At 54.9% G+C, this 17,380-nt stretch carries 9 protein-coding genes and 2 pseudogenes; all 11 read left to right on the top strand.

The features are described from left to right. Window positions 1–87 precede the first annotated feature (87 nt). The 11 genes and pseudogenes from EFB11_RS04045 (at window position 88) to EFB11_RS03995 (ending at window position 17,370) form a co-directional block, all read left to right on the top strand. Window positions 88–7,833 (top strand): S-layer homology domain-containing protein, encoded by a 7,746-nt coding sequence (locus tag EFB11_RS04045; protein WP_122789045.1) that lies wholly within the window; start codon window positions 88–90, stop codon window positions 7,831–7,833. 83 nt (window positions 7,834–7,916) lie between these two features. After that, window positions 7,917–8,144: pseudogene (locus EFB11_RS17110) on the top strand (manganese catalase family protein); the annotation flags it as partial. A gap of 81 nt (window positions 8,145–8,225) precedes the next feature. Further along, on the top strand, window positions 8,226–8,900 hold the full coding sequence (locus EFB11_RS04035; RefSeq protein ID WP_122789043.1) for a response regulator transcription factor: 675 nt from the start codon (window positions 8,226–8,228) through the stop codon (window positions 8,898–8,900). Then, window positions 8,897–10,276 carry a sensor histidine kinase gene (locus EFB11_RS04030; protein WP_164706593.1) on the top strand — a complete coding sequence of 460 codons (1,380 nt, stop codon included), beginning with the start codon at window positions 8,897–8,899 and terminating at the stop codon, window positions 10,274–10,276. Before EFB11_RS04035 ends, EFB11_RS04030 begins: the two co-directional genes overlap by 4 nt. Window positions 10,277–10,346: 70 nt before the next feature. Beyond that, window positions 10,347–11,168, top strand: coding sequence for a PepSY domain-containing protein (locus EFB11_RS04025; protein ID WP_164706592.1), 822 nt, complete (start codon window positions 10,347–10,349; stop codon window positions 11,166–11,168). A gap of 44 nt (window positions 11,169–11,212) precedes the next feature. Then, complete coding sequence (locus EFB11_RS04020; protein ID WP_164706591.1) at window positions 11,213–12,268, top strand: PepSY domain-containing protein; 1,056 nt, start codon at window positions 11,213–11,215, stop codon at window positions 12,266–12,268. A 203-nt stretch (window positions 12,269–12,471) separates the two neighbouring features. Further along, window positions 12,472–13,731 (top strand): recombinase family protein, encoded by a 1,260-nt coding sequence (locus EFB11_RS04015; RefSeq protein WP_122789039.1) that lies wholly within the window; start codon window positions 12,472–12,474, stop codon window positions 13,729–13,731. A gap of 16 nt (window positions 13,732–13,747) precedes the next feature. Beyond that, window positions 13,748–13,927, top strand: a pseudogene (locus EFB11_RS04010) (manganese catalase family protein); the annotation flags it as partial. A 128-nt stretch (window positions 13,928–14,055) separates the two neighbouring features. Then, window positions 14,056–15,459, top strand: coding sequence for a recombinase family protein (locus EFB11_RS04005; RefSeq protein WP_164706590.1), 1,404 nt, complete (start codon window positions 14,056–14,058; stop codon window positions 15,457–15,459). A gap of 113 nt (window positions 15,460–15,572) precedes the next feature. Then, a complete protein-coding gene (locus EFB11_RS04000; RefSeq protein ID WP_164706589.1) occupies window positions 15,573–16,046 on the top strand; it encodes a MarR family winged helix-turn-helix transcriptional regulator in 474 nt (157 codons plus the stop codon). After that, window positions 16,012–17,370, top strand: coding sequence for an MATE family efflux transporter (locus EFB11_RS03995; RefSeq protein WP_122789036.1), 1,359 nt, complete (start codon window positions 16,012–16,014; stop codon window positions 17,368–17,370). The genes EFB11_RS04000 and EFB11_RS03995 overlap by 35 nt, the downstream gene beginning before the upstream one ends. Window positions 17,371–17,380 lie beyond the last annotated feature (10 nt).

The following is a 17,380-nucleotide window of genomic DNA, read 5'->3' as shown; positions in this document are numbered from 1 at the left end:
AAACAGCGCGACATGCGGTTTGCGCTGCACGATCATTTGAGGCGTGCAGCGAGTAAAGGGTCAGCGTGACAAAACAGGAGGAACAAAATGAAAAAACGATGGTTGAGCATACTTCTCGTGCTGTGTCTGGTTTTGGGCATGGTACCTGCCGTGGGGACTCCGGCGGCAGCGGCCGGCGCGCTGGAACTGCCCAAAGGAGCAGGCTCCGGCACGGGATTCATCTACTACGATTTTGTGGAGACAACGCAGTTTGTCCCAGGCACCACCTACGCCTTTTTAGACGGGACGTACGGCCAGAGTGACGCCGTAGCGCAGCTGGGTTCCGGTGCGATGCTGGAGGCCACAGACAAAGAGAACAAATCCTGGCAATACATGGTTGCGTATTATTATATGTTCCAGGGCGTTCCTCCAGAGGAGATCGAGGCTGCTGTCTATGTCAATGTAGTAAAGCCGGGTAAGGGGTTTGACTCCTGCCGCGGCGGCGGACTGTACCAAGTACCAGGTACTTCCAATCCCGCCGAGTACCGCTATTTCTGCTGGGCCGGCGGCGCGCAGAATTGTGGGCCGCTGTATGCCTACACCTATCAAACCGCAGAAATTACATGGGACAATGTGACCGTCTACATCAACGACCCCGGCCGCACCGCTTCGAATAACAGTGCCGACTATACGGTGAAGCTGACCTATGGAGACGGCCAGACCGTCAAGCTGGACCCTCGGAGTTACACGGTGCAGTGCAGCGGGCAAGCCGCCACCGTTACCATCACGGATAATGACGGAAATACCATCCAAGGTCAAGTGACCCTGCCCGGCGCAGTGATCTATCAGCCCGGTGCGCTGAACGTATCGGGAATGCCTGCCAATCAGGGTATCCAGCCAGGCGGGTCCATACAGGTCGCCAGCGACTGTCCTACCCGTACCGGGGGATACGAATTCCAGTGCTGGGAGGATGCAGATGGGGAGCAATACCAGCCCGGAGACACCATCGGTTATAAGGCTGACGGCTACACCCTGACTGCGGTCTGGAAGGACACCCAAGCCCCCACCTTTACCTGCGGCACGGTGGAGGTGATGACCGGCACGACCGGCGAAGTGGTGAAAAACTCCATCAAGGCTGCTCTGAAGATCACGGACAATGAATCGGTGACCGGATGCACCGTCACGGTGAACGCAGACAATACCACCGCTCAAAGCCGAGGCGAGAAGCAGGTTTCCGTCACGGTTCAGGATGCGGCAGGCAATCAAACCACGCAGAATGTGACTTTGAAGGTGCTGCCCGGCCCACTGACTTTTGATGCTCCGGTTTATGACAGCGGTACCCTCTCGGCGATCTTATGGGAGCCAGGGCCCGACACCATCACCGAGACCGGCATCGTCTGGGGCGTTATCAGCAGCCCTACGACTACGGTCAACAACGGGAAATTTACAACATCCAGCCCGGTGACAACACCGGGGGATTCCATCAGCACCACAGTGCAACTGGCGCAGGGCGTACCCTACTACGCCAGGGCTTACGCCAAAGTCGGTGATGTCATTTACTACGGCCCTCAGGCCATTGTTGGTGACAGCATCCCCAGCTATGGCAAAATTACGATTCAAAATAACAATAACAATACCTTTACCGTCAGCCGCAGCGGCGGCACTGACGGGGAGCAGACGGTTTACTATCGTACCGTAAATGGCTCTGCCGTGGGCGGTACCCACTTTGAACATAAAAACGGCACCGTGACCATTCCCGACGGCCAATCGTCCGCAGACATCACCATTACCGAGTACGACGTCAACGCGCAGTATGACGGCAATGCCGCCACCGGGTATTCTAACGCCAGCCGCACCTATTCGGTGGAGATCTACCGGGTGGATGGCGGCGCCGTGATCGAGGGCAGCCGGGCCGCAGCTACCCGCACCATGACGGGGAACACGACGGTTGACCGTAATGAATTTACAGAAAAGACAGATAGCCGCCCAACTGAAACCAAGCGCGGCGATTACGACGTCGATGGAAAGTTGGGCTGGACAAATGGTACGCCTGGTAGCGGACAGGAGCATATTGATGTTCAGCCTGACCAAAGCATCCAAGCCTATGTGCAGGCCGTGTCCGACGAAATCCGTTATTATGTGACCTTTGATGCCAGAGAAGAGGAGAGTGGCTATCAGGCTGTCCAGATTGTACCGGGGGGTGACACTGACACCTCTATTTATCCTTACGATGATAACCTGAGCGGCTCCTATTCAACATCTATACCAGCAGGGTATACGGCCCTCTTTGAACATGGCAAGAGCAAAAATGACGCCAACTGGTATTCCTATCATTTTCCTGCGGGAACTTTCCCCAGTCAGTCTAACCTGAAACAGGAGGAGTGGACGGGGACTGATACAGGGGACTATATTGCCTTTTCCGTAAACACTGAGCAGATTACTACCTCCTACGGCGCCTGTGGTTCGGGTAGTGACGCATGGTATACGCAGAATGTCGTCCACCACTACCAGTTCATCGACGATCACGAACCCACGTTGTTGGCGGTTGCCGACATGGGCGGCAGCACCTATCGGGTGGGAGACAGTTTTACCGTGTCCCTGATTTTCGATGAGATCGTGGACAGTCAAAACAGTACACTGAGCGGCAAGACCATCAGTACCAGCTGGGGTACTGCTACCTATGCGGGCGGCGGGGACACCAACGTGCTCTACTTCACTGGTACGGTGCCCGCAAATGCCAGCGGCACGCTTTCTGTTACCGGCACCAACGCCACCATCAAGGATATGGCGGATAATGGGAACACTCCTGCGGTCAGCGGCGAGGTTCCAGCCGATGTGGACACCCGGACACCGTCCTTTGACCTTTCTGCCGGTTCCATCTCTGGTGGTGTAGGCCGTGCCACTATTTCGAATGCCAACAACGATACCACCTCCCTGCGGTATGCCTGGTCACAGAGCAGCGCCATGCCCGCCACCGGCTGGATTCCCCTGACCAGTGATGAGCTGGCGGCAGCGCAGACTACCGGCTTTACGGCCATGACTCGGCAAGAAAGCGGTACCTGGTACCTTCATGTGCTGGGTATCTGCGACTCAAACGGCGCGCTGGTCTACAAGAGCACCAGTGTTGATTTCAGCAGTTCCGGCGACCCAGATCCAGTCCAGCCGCCTTCGATCAGCGTCTCTGTCAATAATGATGACTGGGCAACCAGCCGCACCATAACAGTAAACGCCCAAAACGGTACCGTGGAGTATCGCTATGGTGATGGTGTATGGCAGGCAGTTTCCGGCGGCAGCGTCACCGTGAACCAAAACGGCACCTATGCCTTCCGCTGTGTATCCAAAAGCGGAGAAGCGGTTACTGCCACTGCTGAGGTGAGCAAAATCGACACCATCGACCCGACTGCCTCCATCGGAGATATGACGGCCAATACGCCTACCCAAAAGGCTGGCGTTTACCATAGCATTACCTTACCAATAGACTATGGCGATACCCAGTCCGGGGTAAAAACAGCAGAGTATGTATGGAGCAGTTCGGCAACCGCACCCGATAACGGTTGGGCTTCGATCGGGGACAACAACACTTCACTGACCTATCATGCCAGTGAGGCAAGCGAAGCGGACATTTACCTTCATCTTCGCGTGACCGATAATGTGGGGCATACCGTTACTGTCAGTTCCCCGGCCTATCAGGTGATTTCCGAGGAGGGCGCGAAAAATTACGCCCCCACCATCACCATAGGTCTGCTCGACAACACCGGCACAGATTTTACCCCATGGGACGGCACGACTTGGACCAACGAGACGCAGACGTTGGAGTGGAAGCTGGTCGGGGAGCATACCGATAACTGTGTGGTCACGCTCCCGGATGGCAGAACCACCACCGATGCATCCGGCACCATTCTGGTGTCCCAAAATGGCAGTTATGAGGTGTCTGTGGTAGACAATATCTACGGTGGCAGCAATTCGGCAAGCTATACCATCGACAAAATCGATACCACAGCCCCCACCGTATCCCATGACTGGGCATCCACAGGATGGCAGTCGAAAGCGGTGACCGTCAAGTTTGATATAGAAGACCAGGGCGGCAGCGGACTCGATACAGCCAAATACAAAATCGTAGACAACAATACCGAAACGCCCACCGATTTGACTCCCTTTTCCTCGAATACAGGCGGTAATGTGACCGTAAGCGAGGATGGCACCTGGTATATCTACTATGAGGTCACCGACAACACAGCTGGTACCTATGGTGACGGGACAGACCGCCCCGCCAACATCACCAGCGGTTTTGTAGGTCCCATCCAGATCAACACCGGTAAGCCAACCTTGCAGATCACCGGCGGTGAAACGGGCGCGAGCAGTTTGACCTTGGAGATCACCTCTTCGGGCAATGAGCGGGTCACAGTTGTCAAGGATGGCGGCCAAGCTGTGGATGTCGGCGAATCGTATACTGTGACCGAGGCAGGGACATACACCTTCACGGCTATTTCCAACGCCGGCGTGACGACTCAAAAAGATATCCAGGTCCACAGCATCACTTTTGATAGTGACGGCGGCAGCGAGGTGAGTTCACAGCTGGTGGTAAGTGGCGGCAAGGCAACAGAACCTTCGGCACCTACTTATCCTGGGTTTATTTTTGATGGGTGGTACGACGGGTCCAGCCGATGGGACTTTCCGACTGGTGAGGTGAAGAAAGACCTCACGCTTACGGCCCATTGGAAACAAAGTGCGTACTCTGTGACGCTGACAGCCAGCCATACGGATGTCACCTACGGTGAAACGGTCACACTGACTGCCGATGTTACGCAAAATGCAGCGGGGGATATGGACCCCACATATACATGGTATAAGGATGGAGCGGTATTGAGCGGTCAATCAGGACGGACCCTCACACTATCCAATATATCCGACAGCGGCAGTTATCAAGTAGAGCTCACGGTGAGCGAAGACGGCCAGACACAGACCATCCCTAGCAACACAGTAACGATCAAAATTGTGCCCCGCCCGGTAACACTGAACTGGAATTACACAGCACCGATCCCTTATGATGGTCAGGAGCATACAGTCGCTGCGACTATTTCCAATTTAGTGCAAGGGGACTCTTGCGAACTAACCTACGATGGCATCACGCAGGGGACGGCTGTGGGCAACTACGAGACAACGGTCACTGGTTTGAGCAACCCCAATTATACTTTGGAGGGGGGTGCAAACACAAAACTAGCATGGGAAATTATCACGGCTACGGGAAATGCTTCGGTTACGATCGAAAGCTGGACCTACGGCGAGCCACCTAAGCAGCCGGTCCCCAGTTCGAGTACCAATGGCATTGACCATGTTACCTACCACTACACGGGTACCACGAGTGGCGGTGTGTCATATGACAGCGACACCGTTCCCACCGATGCGGGCAAGTATACGGTCACCGCTACCTTTGCGGCAACGGCCAACCACGAAGCCGTGACTGCCACAGCCGATTTCACCATTGCGGAAAGGTCGATTTTTGCCACTTGGTCGGGGCTCTATTGGGTATACGGCCAAATGGCAGAGGCACAAGTGACACTTTCTGGTGTGGTGGAAGGCGATGATGTTTCGGTCAATATCACGGGAGTGAAGCAAACAGCAGGCAGTCATCCTTTGACCGCTGCCCTAAACGGTACCGATACAGCAAACTACACCCTGAAAAACGAAAATGCCACACTGACCATTCAGCCCAAGCCGGTGATTTTTATCGTGAAGGATAACGCGGTGCAGGCCGACGGCAGCAAAAAGAAAGCTCCCGTGACCGCCGATGACGCTACGTTTACCAAATACACCGTCACCTACCGGCAGAACGGCACAGAGATATCCTCTCCGAAGGAGGTGGGCAGTTATGAGATCTGGGTGAAGATCACCGATTCCAACTACCGCCACACCAACGGCAGCGATACTATGCAGGTGGGTACCCTCACCATCACCCAGGCCCCGCCGGTATTGTATACCGTGTCCTTTGCAGGCGGGGAAGGGGCTAGCGGCAGCATGACCGAGCTGCAAGCGGCCAGCGGCAGTGTCCTCACCCTGCCCGAGTGTGGATATGAAAAGGCGAATTACAAATTTATGGGCTGGCTCTATGACGGCAAGACCTACCAGCCCGGCGATCGCTTCACCATGCCCGGCGCGGATGTGACCTTTACCGCCCAGTGGCAGGAAGTATTTGAAGTATCCGGTACCATCACAGAGAAAACCGACGGTACGGATGCCAATGTGGAAAATGCAGTGGTCAGCCTGTGGCTGGGCGCGAACAAGATCGGCGAAACCACCACAGAGGCGGACGGAACCTATGGATTTACCGATCTGATGCCGGGTATTTACAATCTGGTGGTGACCAAGGACGTGCGCACGGTTACCAGCAAGGTGGAAATTACAACAGCAGATAAGATCTGCGATGCTACCTTGCCGAAGGGCGCCACCAATTCGATTGTCAAAGTGACACCCGGCAGCCCGGACATCGTCGTAGGCAAGCTGGATACCATGTTTGAGAACACTGACGAGACCGTATATACCGAAGACGATCAGAAAAACGTCAAGGAAGGCGGCAAGGTCGAGATCACCTTCAACGCGGAGGAAAAGCAGCGAGGAGATACCTCCATCTCGAGCGATATGGAAAAAATCGCAGCGAAGAAGGACGATTCCGTTACCGTAGGGCTGGTCATGGACTACAAGCTGGAAAAAGAGGTCTTTGACAAAGAGGGAAACAAAACAGACAGCGAAAACATTACACAAGCTAACGTCCTGCTGGAAGTTCTGCTACCGCTGCCCGCTCAATTGCAGGGAAAAAACAGCTATTCGGTTTATCGGGTTCACAATGGTACAGCACAGGAATTGACCATGACACCGAGTTCGGACCTGGGCGAATATTTCACCGTCAGCAGTGACAAGACCAAACTGACGCTGTACGTCAAGTGCTTCTCGACCTATGCCATCGGATACAGCGATAGCAGCAGTGGAAACCAGGGCGGTAGTTCTGGCGGCGGGTCCTCGATGACGGTTTATCCGCCCAAGGTAGAGCAGCCAGAACATGGTTCGGTTTCCGTCAAGCCGAGTTCCCCGCAAAAGGGTGACAAAGTGACCATTACGCCGACACCCGAGGAAGGATATACCGTCGATGAGGTCATCGTCACAGACCCGAATGGCAAGCCGGTAGAAGTTGCCCCCAACGGCGATGGGACATATACCTTTGTGCAGCCTACTGGGAAGGTGACCATTACCGTAACGTTCCGTCAGACGGCCAGTACATCGGCGTGTCCACGGGACGAGAGCTGTCCCATGGCGCCGTTCACCGATGCGGACCGTTTGGCCTGGTATCATGATGGGGTACACTACTGCGTGGAGAACGGTTTGATGGTGGGTACCAGCGAAAGCACCTTTGAACCCAATACCGCCATTACGCGCGGTATGATCGTCACGATTCTCTGGCGGCTGGAGGGCAGTCCGATGGTGGACGGCGCCCTGGACTACGACGACGTAACGCTGGAGGACTGGTACGGAAAGGCCATCAGCTGGGCGGACAGCGCAGATGTGGCCGCGGGCTACGGCAACGGTCGATTTGGTCCCAATGACGCCATCACCCGGGAACAGCTGGCAGCCATGCTGTGGCGCTATGCAGGAAGTCCCGCGGCAGAGGGCAGTCTGTTCGCTTTTACCGATGGAACACAGACCAGCGACTGGGCACAGCCGGCGATGGTTTGGGCGGTGGACCAGGGCTTGATTGCCGGAGTAGGCGATCAACGGCTAGACCCTCTGGGTCAGGCCACCAGAGCGCAGGCTGCCGCGATCCTGATGCGATTTGCCGAAAATAACATCTCTCCCTCCGTTTAATGCTGCAAACGGGCGCCACGATTCAAGTGGCGCCCGTTTTGTATGTGTCCGTTTTTTGCGGAGGGTCTCATTTTGACCCCGTTCTAGGTACCGAAGAACTGGCACACCAGGAAATGATTGCGGCGATCGTCTACCAGTTGACCCGCAATCTGAGCATGGAGCAGATCAAACAAAGCGGTTTTGATGCCTATTTTGTCGACCATACGACGGGCATCTATCCGCAGTCGGCAGCAGGCGTTCCGTTTACCGCTGCGGCGCTGCAATGCAAAGGCGATGCCATCACCGACTTAATGGAAAACCTCGCAGCAGATGTTGCGCGTTGGCACAACTTGCAAAAAACGGCCAGCAGACTATAATATGGAGTAGGATATTTTCTATGGAAGGGGATTTGTATGCGTATTTTGGTGGCCGAAGATGAAAAAGATCTCAACCGTCTGGTATGCAAAACGTTGGAGCGCGCAGGATATGGTGTAGATGCCTGCTACGATGGGGAAGAGGCGCTTGACTATGCCGCTGGCGCGGCCTATGATTGCATTTTACTCGATATTATGATGCCCAAACTGGATGGACATGCGGTATTGCGTGCCCTGCGCAACAAAGGCAGTGTAACACCGGTGATTTTCCTGACCGCGCGCGACAGCGTGCAGGACCGCATCACCGGGCTGGATTTGGGAGCAGATGATTATTTGGTCAAGCCATTTGACCTGGATGAACTGCTCGCCCGCATTCGCGCCGCTACGAGAAAATACAGCGCTCAAAAAACCAGTGTGCTGACGCTGGGCGATCTAACCGTAGATACCAGCAGCCATACAGTTACGCGAGCCGGGCAAAATATCAAGTTGTCGGCCAAAGAATACGCGATTTTAGAATATATGATGCAGCATAAAGGCACGGTCATCTCCCGCGCACGGCTGGAAGACCATATCTGGAACTATGACTATACCGGCGGCTCCAATGTGGTCGATGTCTATATTACCTATCTGCGAAAGAAGATCGACCAGGGGTTTGACAAAAAGCTTCTGCACACGGTGCGCGGCGCCGGATGGATCTTAAAGGAGGACACGTGAAACGATTTTCGGTAAAACTCAAACTGGCCCTATGGATTACACTTCTCATGCTTCTGTTTGTCACCCTGGTGCTTGGATTTTTGGTGGCGATCAGCAGTTCGGTAGTGACCGAAAACACCTATGACCAACTGAATACTGTTCTGCGCAGCAATGTAACGCTGATTTCTCGTGACCAGGGCAAATTGGTCTTTGACGATGGTTTTTCTTTCACCCACAATGGGGTCTATACGCTGGTGTACAGCGAAAGCGGCGCTTTGCTGGCCGGCCAGCCGCCGCTCACCTTCCCGGAAGGCGCTGAATTTGAAAGCAGTGTGCTTCGTCCAGTGGAAACCGACGATGGGACCTATTATGTGCTCGACTATTGGCTGCCATTTGGCTGGGAAGACGGTGTATGGGTGCGTGGCATGATTCAGGCACCCGATGTGGCCGATGTGGTCGACGATTTCATCGGAATGACCGTGCTACTGCTGCCACTTGTGGTGCTTTTTGGCGCTTTGGGAGCATATCTGCTGGCACGCTCGACGTTTCGGCCCATTGACCGGATCATCCGTGCCGCTGGTGCCATCGAAGAAGGCAGCGACTTGTCCCAGCGCATTGGACTGCCGCCTGGACGCGATGAGATCAGCCGGCTCGGACAAGCCTTTGACAACATGTTTGCCCGCCTGGAAACCTCCTTTGAGTCGGAAAAACAGTTCACATCGGACGCTTCGCACGAATTGCGTACCCCGGTGGCCGTCATTCTGGCGCAATGCGGCGAAGCGCGGCGGCATGCACAGACCCCCGAACAATATGCGCAGGCCCTGGAAGTCATCGACCGGCAGGCGAAGAAAATGTCCGGGCTCATTCAGCAGCTTTTGCAGATGACCCGTTTGGAACAGGGCACTCAGCGCGCAAGCTTTGAGGAAGCCGACTTGAGCGCCCTGGTCGAGATCATCTGTGCAGAACAGCCCGCTTTGCCGCAGAGCATCACCTTGCAGACCAGCATCGAACCCGATGTGACAGCGTGGTTTGATGTGACGCTCATGAGCCGCCTGCTACAAAACCTCATCAGCAATGCGGCGCGGTATGGCCGCCCGCAGGGGCATATTTGGGTATCGCTGGCCCGGCAGGACCATACGATCGAGCTAGCCGTACGGGACGATGGCATCGGCATCCCAGAAGACAAACTCGATAAAATCTGGCAGCGTTTTTATCAGGTTGACCCGGCCCGCGCCGGAAACCGCGGCACCGGTCTGGGACTGACCATGGTGCGGCAAATCGCTCAGCTGCACAGCGGCGAAGTGACCGTACAGAGCGCCGAAGGGGGCGGAAGCTGCTTTACCCTGCGCTTTCCGGACACGCCGCAGGAGCCTACAAAAAAAGAAAAAGATTTTTAAAGATTCTAATGAGATTCTAATATTGGACTGGTATGCTGTATATGAACTTAAACGAAAGGCGTGAATGAAAATGAAAAAAAGATTTTTTATTATAGCAGCATCTCTGGTATTGGCTTCCACCCTGGCAGGTTGTTCTTCGGCCGCACAAGGCGGGCAGACTCAAGACCTCATCAGTCTGGATGATGCAAAAAATGCAGCCCTGAGCGCATCGCAGATCGATACCGCAGGCGCATCCTTCTCCACCGCCGAACTGAGCGAAAAGAACGGCATTCCGTACTATCAGCTTGATTTTACCGCAGACGGTCTGGAATATCATTACGCGATCGACGCACAGACGGGCACGGTCATTGAATCCACCAGCGGTGCGGCGGCAGCGGCGAATCCGGCAACGGCTTCCACGGGTACTGCATCCGGCGCAATCGATGAAGCCAAAGCCAAGCAAATCGCACTGGAACATGCGGGAGTCACCGAAAGTGATACCTCCTTCCTGTGGGCAAAGCTGGATAACGACGACGGCGTTCAGGTCTATGATGTAGAATTCTATGTTGCGTCTACCAGCTCTGAGTACGATTATGAGATCGACGCTTCTACGGGCACGATTCGCAGCTTTGACTACGACGCCGAAAACTACACCCCCAACATCAACAACAATACGTCGAATACCTCGGGTACGAGCAGCAGCACAACCAAGAGCGAAGCCGAGATTCGGCAGATCGCACTCGCCAAAGTACCGGGTGCAACCGAAAAGGACATTCAGCTCAAACTGGACCGGGATGACGGCCGTCTGATCTACGAAGGCAAGATCGTTTATGAAGGCACGGAGTATGAGTTTGAAATCGACGCATACAGCGGCGCGATCCGGGAATGGGACGCAGAATCGATTTTTGACTAAGGATACACAACAACCCTATGGGTAATTCAAGGAGGAAAAGGAACATGAAAAAATTACTTTGCACTGTGACTCTGGCTGCCTTGCTGTGCACCGCAGCATCGGCTGCAAGCGGTTCTTACAACGTATCGGCCACCCTTCGTCCGGACATTGCCGTTCAGATCGACGGCGTGGAGCGCACGTTCTATCATGTGAACGGAAATGAGATCCATCCGATCAGCTATAACGACACCACCTATTTGCCGCTGCGTGCCATCGGTGAACTGATGGATAAGAACGTTAACTGGGATGCTACCACCAACACCGCAACCCTGAGCGGCAACCGTGTTACCCCGGATGCCACCGGCACGCCGGATGCCAATGCCAAGACCATGGCGGTCACTTTTACGGCAGAGCCGAACTATACCATCGTCATTGACGGCACCGTACGGACTTTCCGTGATGCCAGCGGAAATACAACCAGCCCGATGGTCTACAATGGCTCGATCTATCTGCCGCTGCGCGCCATCGGCGAGATCATGGGCAAGAATGTATCGTGGAATGAGCAGACCCAGACCGTCTTTTTGACCAATCCGAGCAGCACGGGCGGTGATGTGACCGACTTTGACACTTCCAATCCGACAACACCCGGACAGACCACCGGTTCGGTCACGCTCGAGCAGGCCAAGCAGACCGCATTGAACCATGCGGGCAAGACCAGCAGTGAAGTCACCTTTGTCAAGGGCAAGCAGGACTGGGACGATGGCCGCAAGGTCTATGAGATCGAGTTCATCGTGAAGTCCGGCTCGGGCTACACCGAATATGACTATGAGATCGACGCTTCCACCGGCAAGATCATCAGCTACGACTATGACGCGGAAGGCTATACCCCTTCGAACCCCAGCACCAGCACGACGATCACCGAAGCACAGGCTAAGCAGATCGCTCTGGCCCGTGTACCGGGTGCCACGACATCCAATATCTATGAGTTCAAGCTCGATTGGGATGATGGCCGCCGCGAATACGAAGGCAAAATCATTTATCAGTACAAGGAGTATGAATTTGCCATCGACGCTTCGACGGGTGCAATCATCGAATGGGATGTTGAATCGATTTACGACTAAGCCCATCCTTTTCCCCTGCCACAGCCAACGGCTGCGGCAGGGGGCTTTTTTTCGTTCTGACTGCATAGATTGACAGCAAAGGAGGCGAACCCTATGAAACGTCCAATGATTGTATGTCAAAGTATATGCCAAAGCGGAGCGGGCCGCGCGCAGCGGCTGCTGGCCTGCTGGAAGAAGGTAGCCGAAGGGGCGGGCGAAGCGCGATGAAAGCAGCCCTGTATTGCCGATTGTCCGAAGAGGACCGCTGCAAGGCCGACCCGGCGGCCGACAGCCAGAGCATCCAAAACCAAAAAGCCATGCTGCTGGCCTACGCCGAGGAGCAGGGCTGGGACGTTTACCATCTGTACAGCGACGACGATTACACGGGCGCCGACCGTAATCGGCCGGCGTTTCAGCAGCTTTTGCGGGATGCGCAAGCCAAACGGTTCGATATTGTGCTGTGCAAGACCCAGTCGCGGTTTACCCGCGAAATGGAGGTGGTAGAAACTTATCTGCATGGATTGTTTCCGCTGTGGGGTATCCGGTTTGTGAGCATCGTCGATCATGCGGATACAGCCAACAAAGGTAACAAAAAAGCCCGACAAATCAACGGTCTGGTCAACGAATGGTATTTGGAGGATATGTCGGACAGTATCAAAAGTGTGCTGGACGCCAAGCGCCGGGCAGGCTACCACATTGGAGCCTTTGCACTCTATGGCTATCGCAAGGACCCCGAGCATAAGGGACACCTGTTAGTGGATGAAGAAGCGGCAGCGGTGGTGCGGGAAGCGTTTACCCGGTTCGCCGCCGGACAGGGAAAGACCGAAATTGCACGCGAGTTTAACGCACGCAGCCTGCCCAATCCGACGGCGTATAAGCAGCAAAAAGGGCTGTTCTATCGGCAGGCGCATGGCGGCACACGTTGGACCTATGCCACAGTCGCCCGTCTGCTGACGAATGAGATCTACTGCGGCAATATGGTCCAGGGGCGATATGGCAGCGTGTCCTATAAAACCAAGAAAAACCGTCCCCGGCCGCGCGACCAGTGGTTCCGGGTGGAAGGGACCCATGAAGCCATCATCGAACCTGCATTGTGGAGGCAGGTACAGGAACGTCTGCGGCAGCATACTCGGCCGCGAGGCAGTAAAAAGCCCAATCCATTAACAAGGAAGGTATTTTGTGCCCGCTGTAGCTGCTTGCTGCGCCTTAGCACAGCACATGGCAGGCAGTATCTCCGCTGTCCGACGCATATGGCCGACCGGCAAGCTTGTCCGGGTGTATTTTTGGCGCTGGATGCCTTGGAAGCTGCGCTGCTGGACGAATTGCGCCGCCTGACCCATGCGCTGCTCGGAGAGCAGGAGGACTGGGAAGTCCTGCTGGCACAGGGCATGACCGAAACACTGGCACAAACCATGCTCGACCGCGTCCAGGCCGGACCGCGACAGGAAGACTGTGTTCCGGTGCAGGTCATTTGGAAGTTTTGAGGTTGCTTATCGCCGCGCAGCAGAGCAGAAGGCACGAACAACCTACGATAACCTGCTGCGGCTGGTGGACGATCCCGATGTGCGCGATCCGATCAAATTCTTGCGTCAGCGGGAGATCACGCACTTCCAACGCTTTGGCGAAGCGTTGCGGCCGCGAAAACATGGTTCACAAATGCTAAAACTCTGCATATCCTAAACCGGAGGTGGTCATGATGCAACAAACGTGGTCCATTCACACCAGCGTCCGTTCTCCCGCAGATGCCGGCGAGCGGGAACAATTGCGCGCGCTATGCCGTCGTTTGCTCGGCATGCCGGGCTGAATCCATGGACGCGATCTATGCACGGCAGTCGGTCGAGCGGGAAGACAGTCTGTCCATCGAAGGCCAGCTCGAGCGCTGCCGATTCGAAGCGGGCGACCATTCCCGGCAGGAATACATCGACCGGGGATTTAGCGGAAAAAATACCAATCGTCCGGCCTTTCAGCGCATGATGCGCGATGTGCGTGCCGGACGGGTGCAAAAGGTGATCGTTTATCGACTCGACCGCATCAGCCGTTCGATTCTGGATTTTGCCAAAATGATGGAAGTCTTTGAGCAGAAGCACGTGGAATTTTTGTCCTCGACCGAGCATTTTGACACGTCGACCCCCATGGGGCGAGCTATGCTGCATATCTGCATCGTCTTTGCTCAGCTCGAGCGGGAGACCATCCAGCGTCGCGTCATGGATACTTATGCTGACCGCAGTAAACGAGGGCTGTACATGGGCGGGCGGGTGCCTTATGGGTTTGCACGTCATAAAATCCAGATCGATGGTGTTTGGACGGCCTGTTATGCGCCGGTGGACGCTGAGATCGCCCAGATACAGCGGATTTTTGCCCAATATGCAGACCCAGACTGCTCTTTAGGAGAGGTGGCACGCGGCATGCAGCAGGAGCCCCACCTGCGCGGAGGGACCTGGAACGCGACCCGGCTCAGCGAGATGCTCAAAAATCCGGTGTATTGTCAGGCTGCGCCGTGCATTTATGATTTTTTTGCCGCACAGGGCGCCCAGATTATCCACGACCGGGCAGCCTTTCAGGGACAGGGTTGCTATCTGTTCCGCGGGCAGAGCGAAAACAAGCGCGCTGACTTACAAGGCACCTGTTTGGTGCTGGCCCCGCATGCCGGAGTCATTCCGGCCGAAATCTGGCTGACTTGCCGCAAAAAGCTGCTCCACAGCGTGCGGTGTGCGCCGCAGGCGGAGCCGCGCACCTGGCTGGCTGGGCGGGTCAAATGCCGGAAATGCGGATATGCTTTGTCGGTCATCCGGTCCAAAGCCGCAGCTGGCCGGTATTTTGTCTGTTCGGGCAAAGGGCACCGGGGCTGCTGCACCGGTCTGGGTACAATCTATGCCGAAGAACTGGAGCAGGCGGTAGAAGATGCACTGCTGGACCATCTGGCCATGGGAGAGGAAGCGGCAGCCCGTCTGGAAGCCTGGGAACAGGAAAGTGCCGCTTTGGCCCATCGCGCCGCCGATGCCGGCCCGGCATTGCTGCACGTTTTGGAGCAGCGCGCCGCACAGCTGACACGTGCCATCGAACAGGCACAAACTGCCCGACAGCAGGAAAAGGAGCGGCTGCAAGTCCGATGGGAGGCATTGTCGGTGCGTGAAAAGCGGGAATTGTTCTGCGCCGCTGCCGAGAGTCTGCATGTGGGGGACCACACAATCGAGATCGTATGGAAATGCTGAGAGGAAAATTTGCACCTGGCCGATGGGCTGGGTGTAAATTTTTTTTAACACAAATACTTGACAAGTCAATAAAATATGGTTTACGCTATAAGAAAAAAGAAAGAGGGGTATTTATGCAGACCGGGATTCTTGCCAAGTACATTTCCATCTTGTACCGGCAGGAACAAAAGTATATCAACCATGTTTTATCACCCTATGGCTTGGGATATTCCAGCTATAAATTTTTGTTGTATCTGAGCCGGAACGAGGGGTGCAGTCAAAAGCAGATGTGCCGCAATATGGTGATTGACGAAGCGCTCGCGACCCGTGTGATGAAAAAACTGGAGGAGCAGGGCTATGTTTGCCGGGAAAAGGGCAACGGCCGCACCTACCAGTTATTTTTAAGCGAAAAAGCGCGCGAGCTCGTGCCCAAGATTCGGCAGGCGGTCACCGTTTGGTGGGGAAATCTCACCGAAACCTGGACCAAACAGCAAATGGAGTGGGTGCTGCAAGAGTTGCCGCAGATGATCGAAAAGGCAAATGATATGATCGGACAAATCGGGGAGGACGAAGATGGAACAAGTCAAACAAAATCCACTGGGCACTGAGAAAATTGAGCGTCTGCTGGCGCGTTTTGCCATTCCCAGCATCATTGCGATGCTGGTCAGTGCATTATATAACATTGTAGATCAGGTGTTTATCGGTTGGAGCGTTGGCATGCTCGGCAACGCAGCGACCAATGTCGCATTTCCGCTGACGATTACCTGTACCGGATTGTCGCTTTTGTGCGGCATCGGTGGGGCAGCCAACTTTAATTTGTGCATGGGCCGTGGGGATGAAGAACGTGCCGAGCGTTTTGCCGGAGCCGCCATCGGCATGATGGTCATTTTGGGCGTCGTTTTGTGTTTGGGGGTACGCCTGTTTTTAAAGCCGATGATGCTGGCCTTTGGCGCAACGCCCGATATTTTGGACTATTCGCTCACCTATACTGGCATCACGTCGCTGGGTTTTCCATTTCTCATCCTGACCACCGCGGGCAGCAATTTGATCCGTGCGGACGGTAGCCCGCGTTTTTCCATGCTGTGTACGCTGACCGGTGCCATTATCAACACGATTCTGGACCCGGTGTTCATCTTTGGGTTCGATATGGGTATGGCTGGCGCCGCGCTGGCCACGATTCTGGGACAGTTTGTATCCGGACTGATGGTTATTGGGTACTTGCGTCACTTTAAGACCGTTCATTTGCGGCTGGCTTCGCTGCGGCCGTCGCTCTCGTACTGGAAAGCCATCCTGTCGCTCGGGATTGCGCCATTTTTCAACCAAATGGCCATGATGGTCGTACAGATCGTTATGAACAATGTTTTAAAGCACTATGGTGGCGCCTCGGCCTATGGCAGCGAAATTCCGCTGGCCTGTGCGGGCATTATCGCTAAAGTGAACATGATTTTCTTTTCGATCATCATTGGCATCTCGCAGGGTATTCAGCCCATCATCAGCTACAACTATGGAGCGCATAATTTTCACCGCGTGCGGGATACCTACAAGAAAGCGCTCACCATTGCTCTGTGCATTTCGATTTGTTCCTTTTTGTGCTTTCAGTTCTTCCCGCGCCAGATTATTGGTTTCTTTGGCTCGGGCAGCGAGGAATATTTTCAGTTTGCCGAGGAATATTTCCGCATCTTCCTGTTCTTTACGTTTATCAACGCCATTCAGCCGATTACCGCGAATTTTTTCACCTCCATTGGCAAAGCCATCCGCGGTGTGTTCCTGTCGCTGACGCGCCAAATCATTTTCCTGCTGCCGCTGATTGTGATTTTGCCGATGTTCCTGGGCATTGACGGCGTCATGTATTCGGCGCCCATTGCCGACTTTATTGCGGCCGTGCTGGCTGCGATCTTCGTGGCCCGGGAATTTAAACACATGGAAAAATAGGAGGCACAGC

The organism is Intestinibacillus sp. Marseille-P6563, from assembly GCF_900604335.1.
Taxonomy (GTDB): Bacteria; Bacillota; Clostridia; order Oscillospirales; family Butyricicoccaceae; genus Butyricicoccus_B.
This window is presented reverse-complemented; position numbering and strand designations above follow the sequence as displayed.

Excerpts from the sequence above, each read along its gene's own strand:
- EFB11_RS04005 (WP_164706590.1), top strand. The coding sequence starts at position 14,056 with ATGGACGCGATCTATGCACGGCAGTCGGTCGAGCGGGAAGACAGTCTG.
- EFB11_RS03995 (WP_122789036.1), top strand. The coding sequence starts at position 16,012 with ATGGAACAAGTCAAACAAAATCCACTGGGCACTGAGAAAATTGAGCGT.
- EFB11_RS04045 (WP_122789045.1), top strand. The coding sequence starts at position 88 with ATGAAAAAACGATGGTTGAGCATACTTCTCGTGCTGTGTCTGGTTTTG.
- EFB11_RS04020 (WP_164706591.1), top strand. The coding sequence starts at position 11,213 with ATGAAAAAATTACTTTGCACTGTGACTCTGGCTGCCTTGCTGTGCACC.
- EFB11_RS04000 (WP_164706589.1), top strand. The coding sequence starts at position 15,573 with ATGCAGACCGGGATTCTTGCCAAGTACATTTCCATCTTGTACCGGCAG.
- EFB11_RS04035 (WP_122789043.1), top strand. The coding sequence starts at position 8,226 with ATGCGTATTTTGGTGGCCGAAGATGAAAAAGATCTCAACCGTCTGGTA.
- EFB11_RS04025 (WP_164706592.1), top strand. The coding sequence starts at position 10,347 with ATGAAAAAAAGATTTTTTATTATAGCAGCATCTCTGGTATTGGCTTCC.
- EFB11_RS04015 (WP_122789039.1), top strand. The coding sequence starts at position 12,472 with ATGAAAGCAGCCCTGTATTGCCGATTGTCCGAAGAGGACCGCTGCAAG.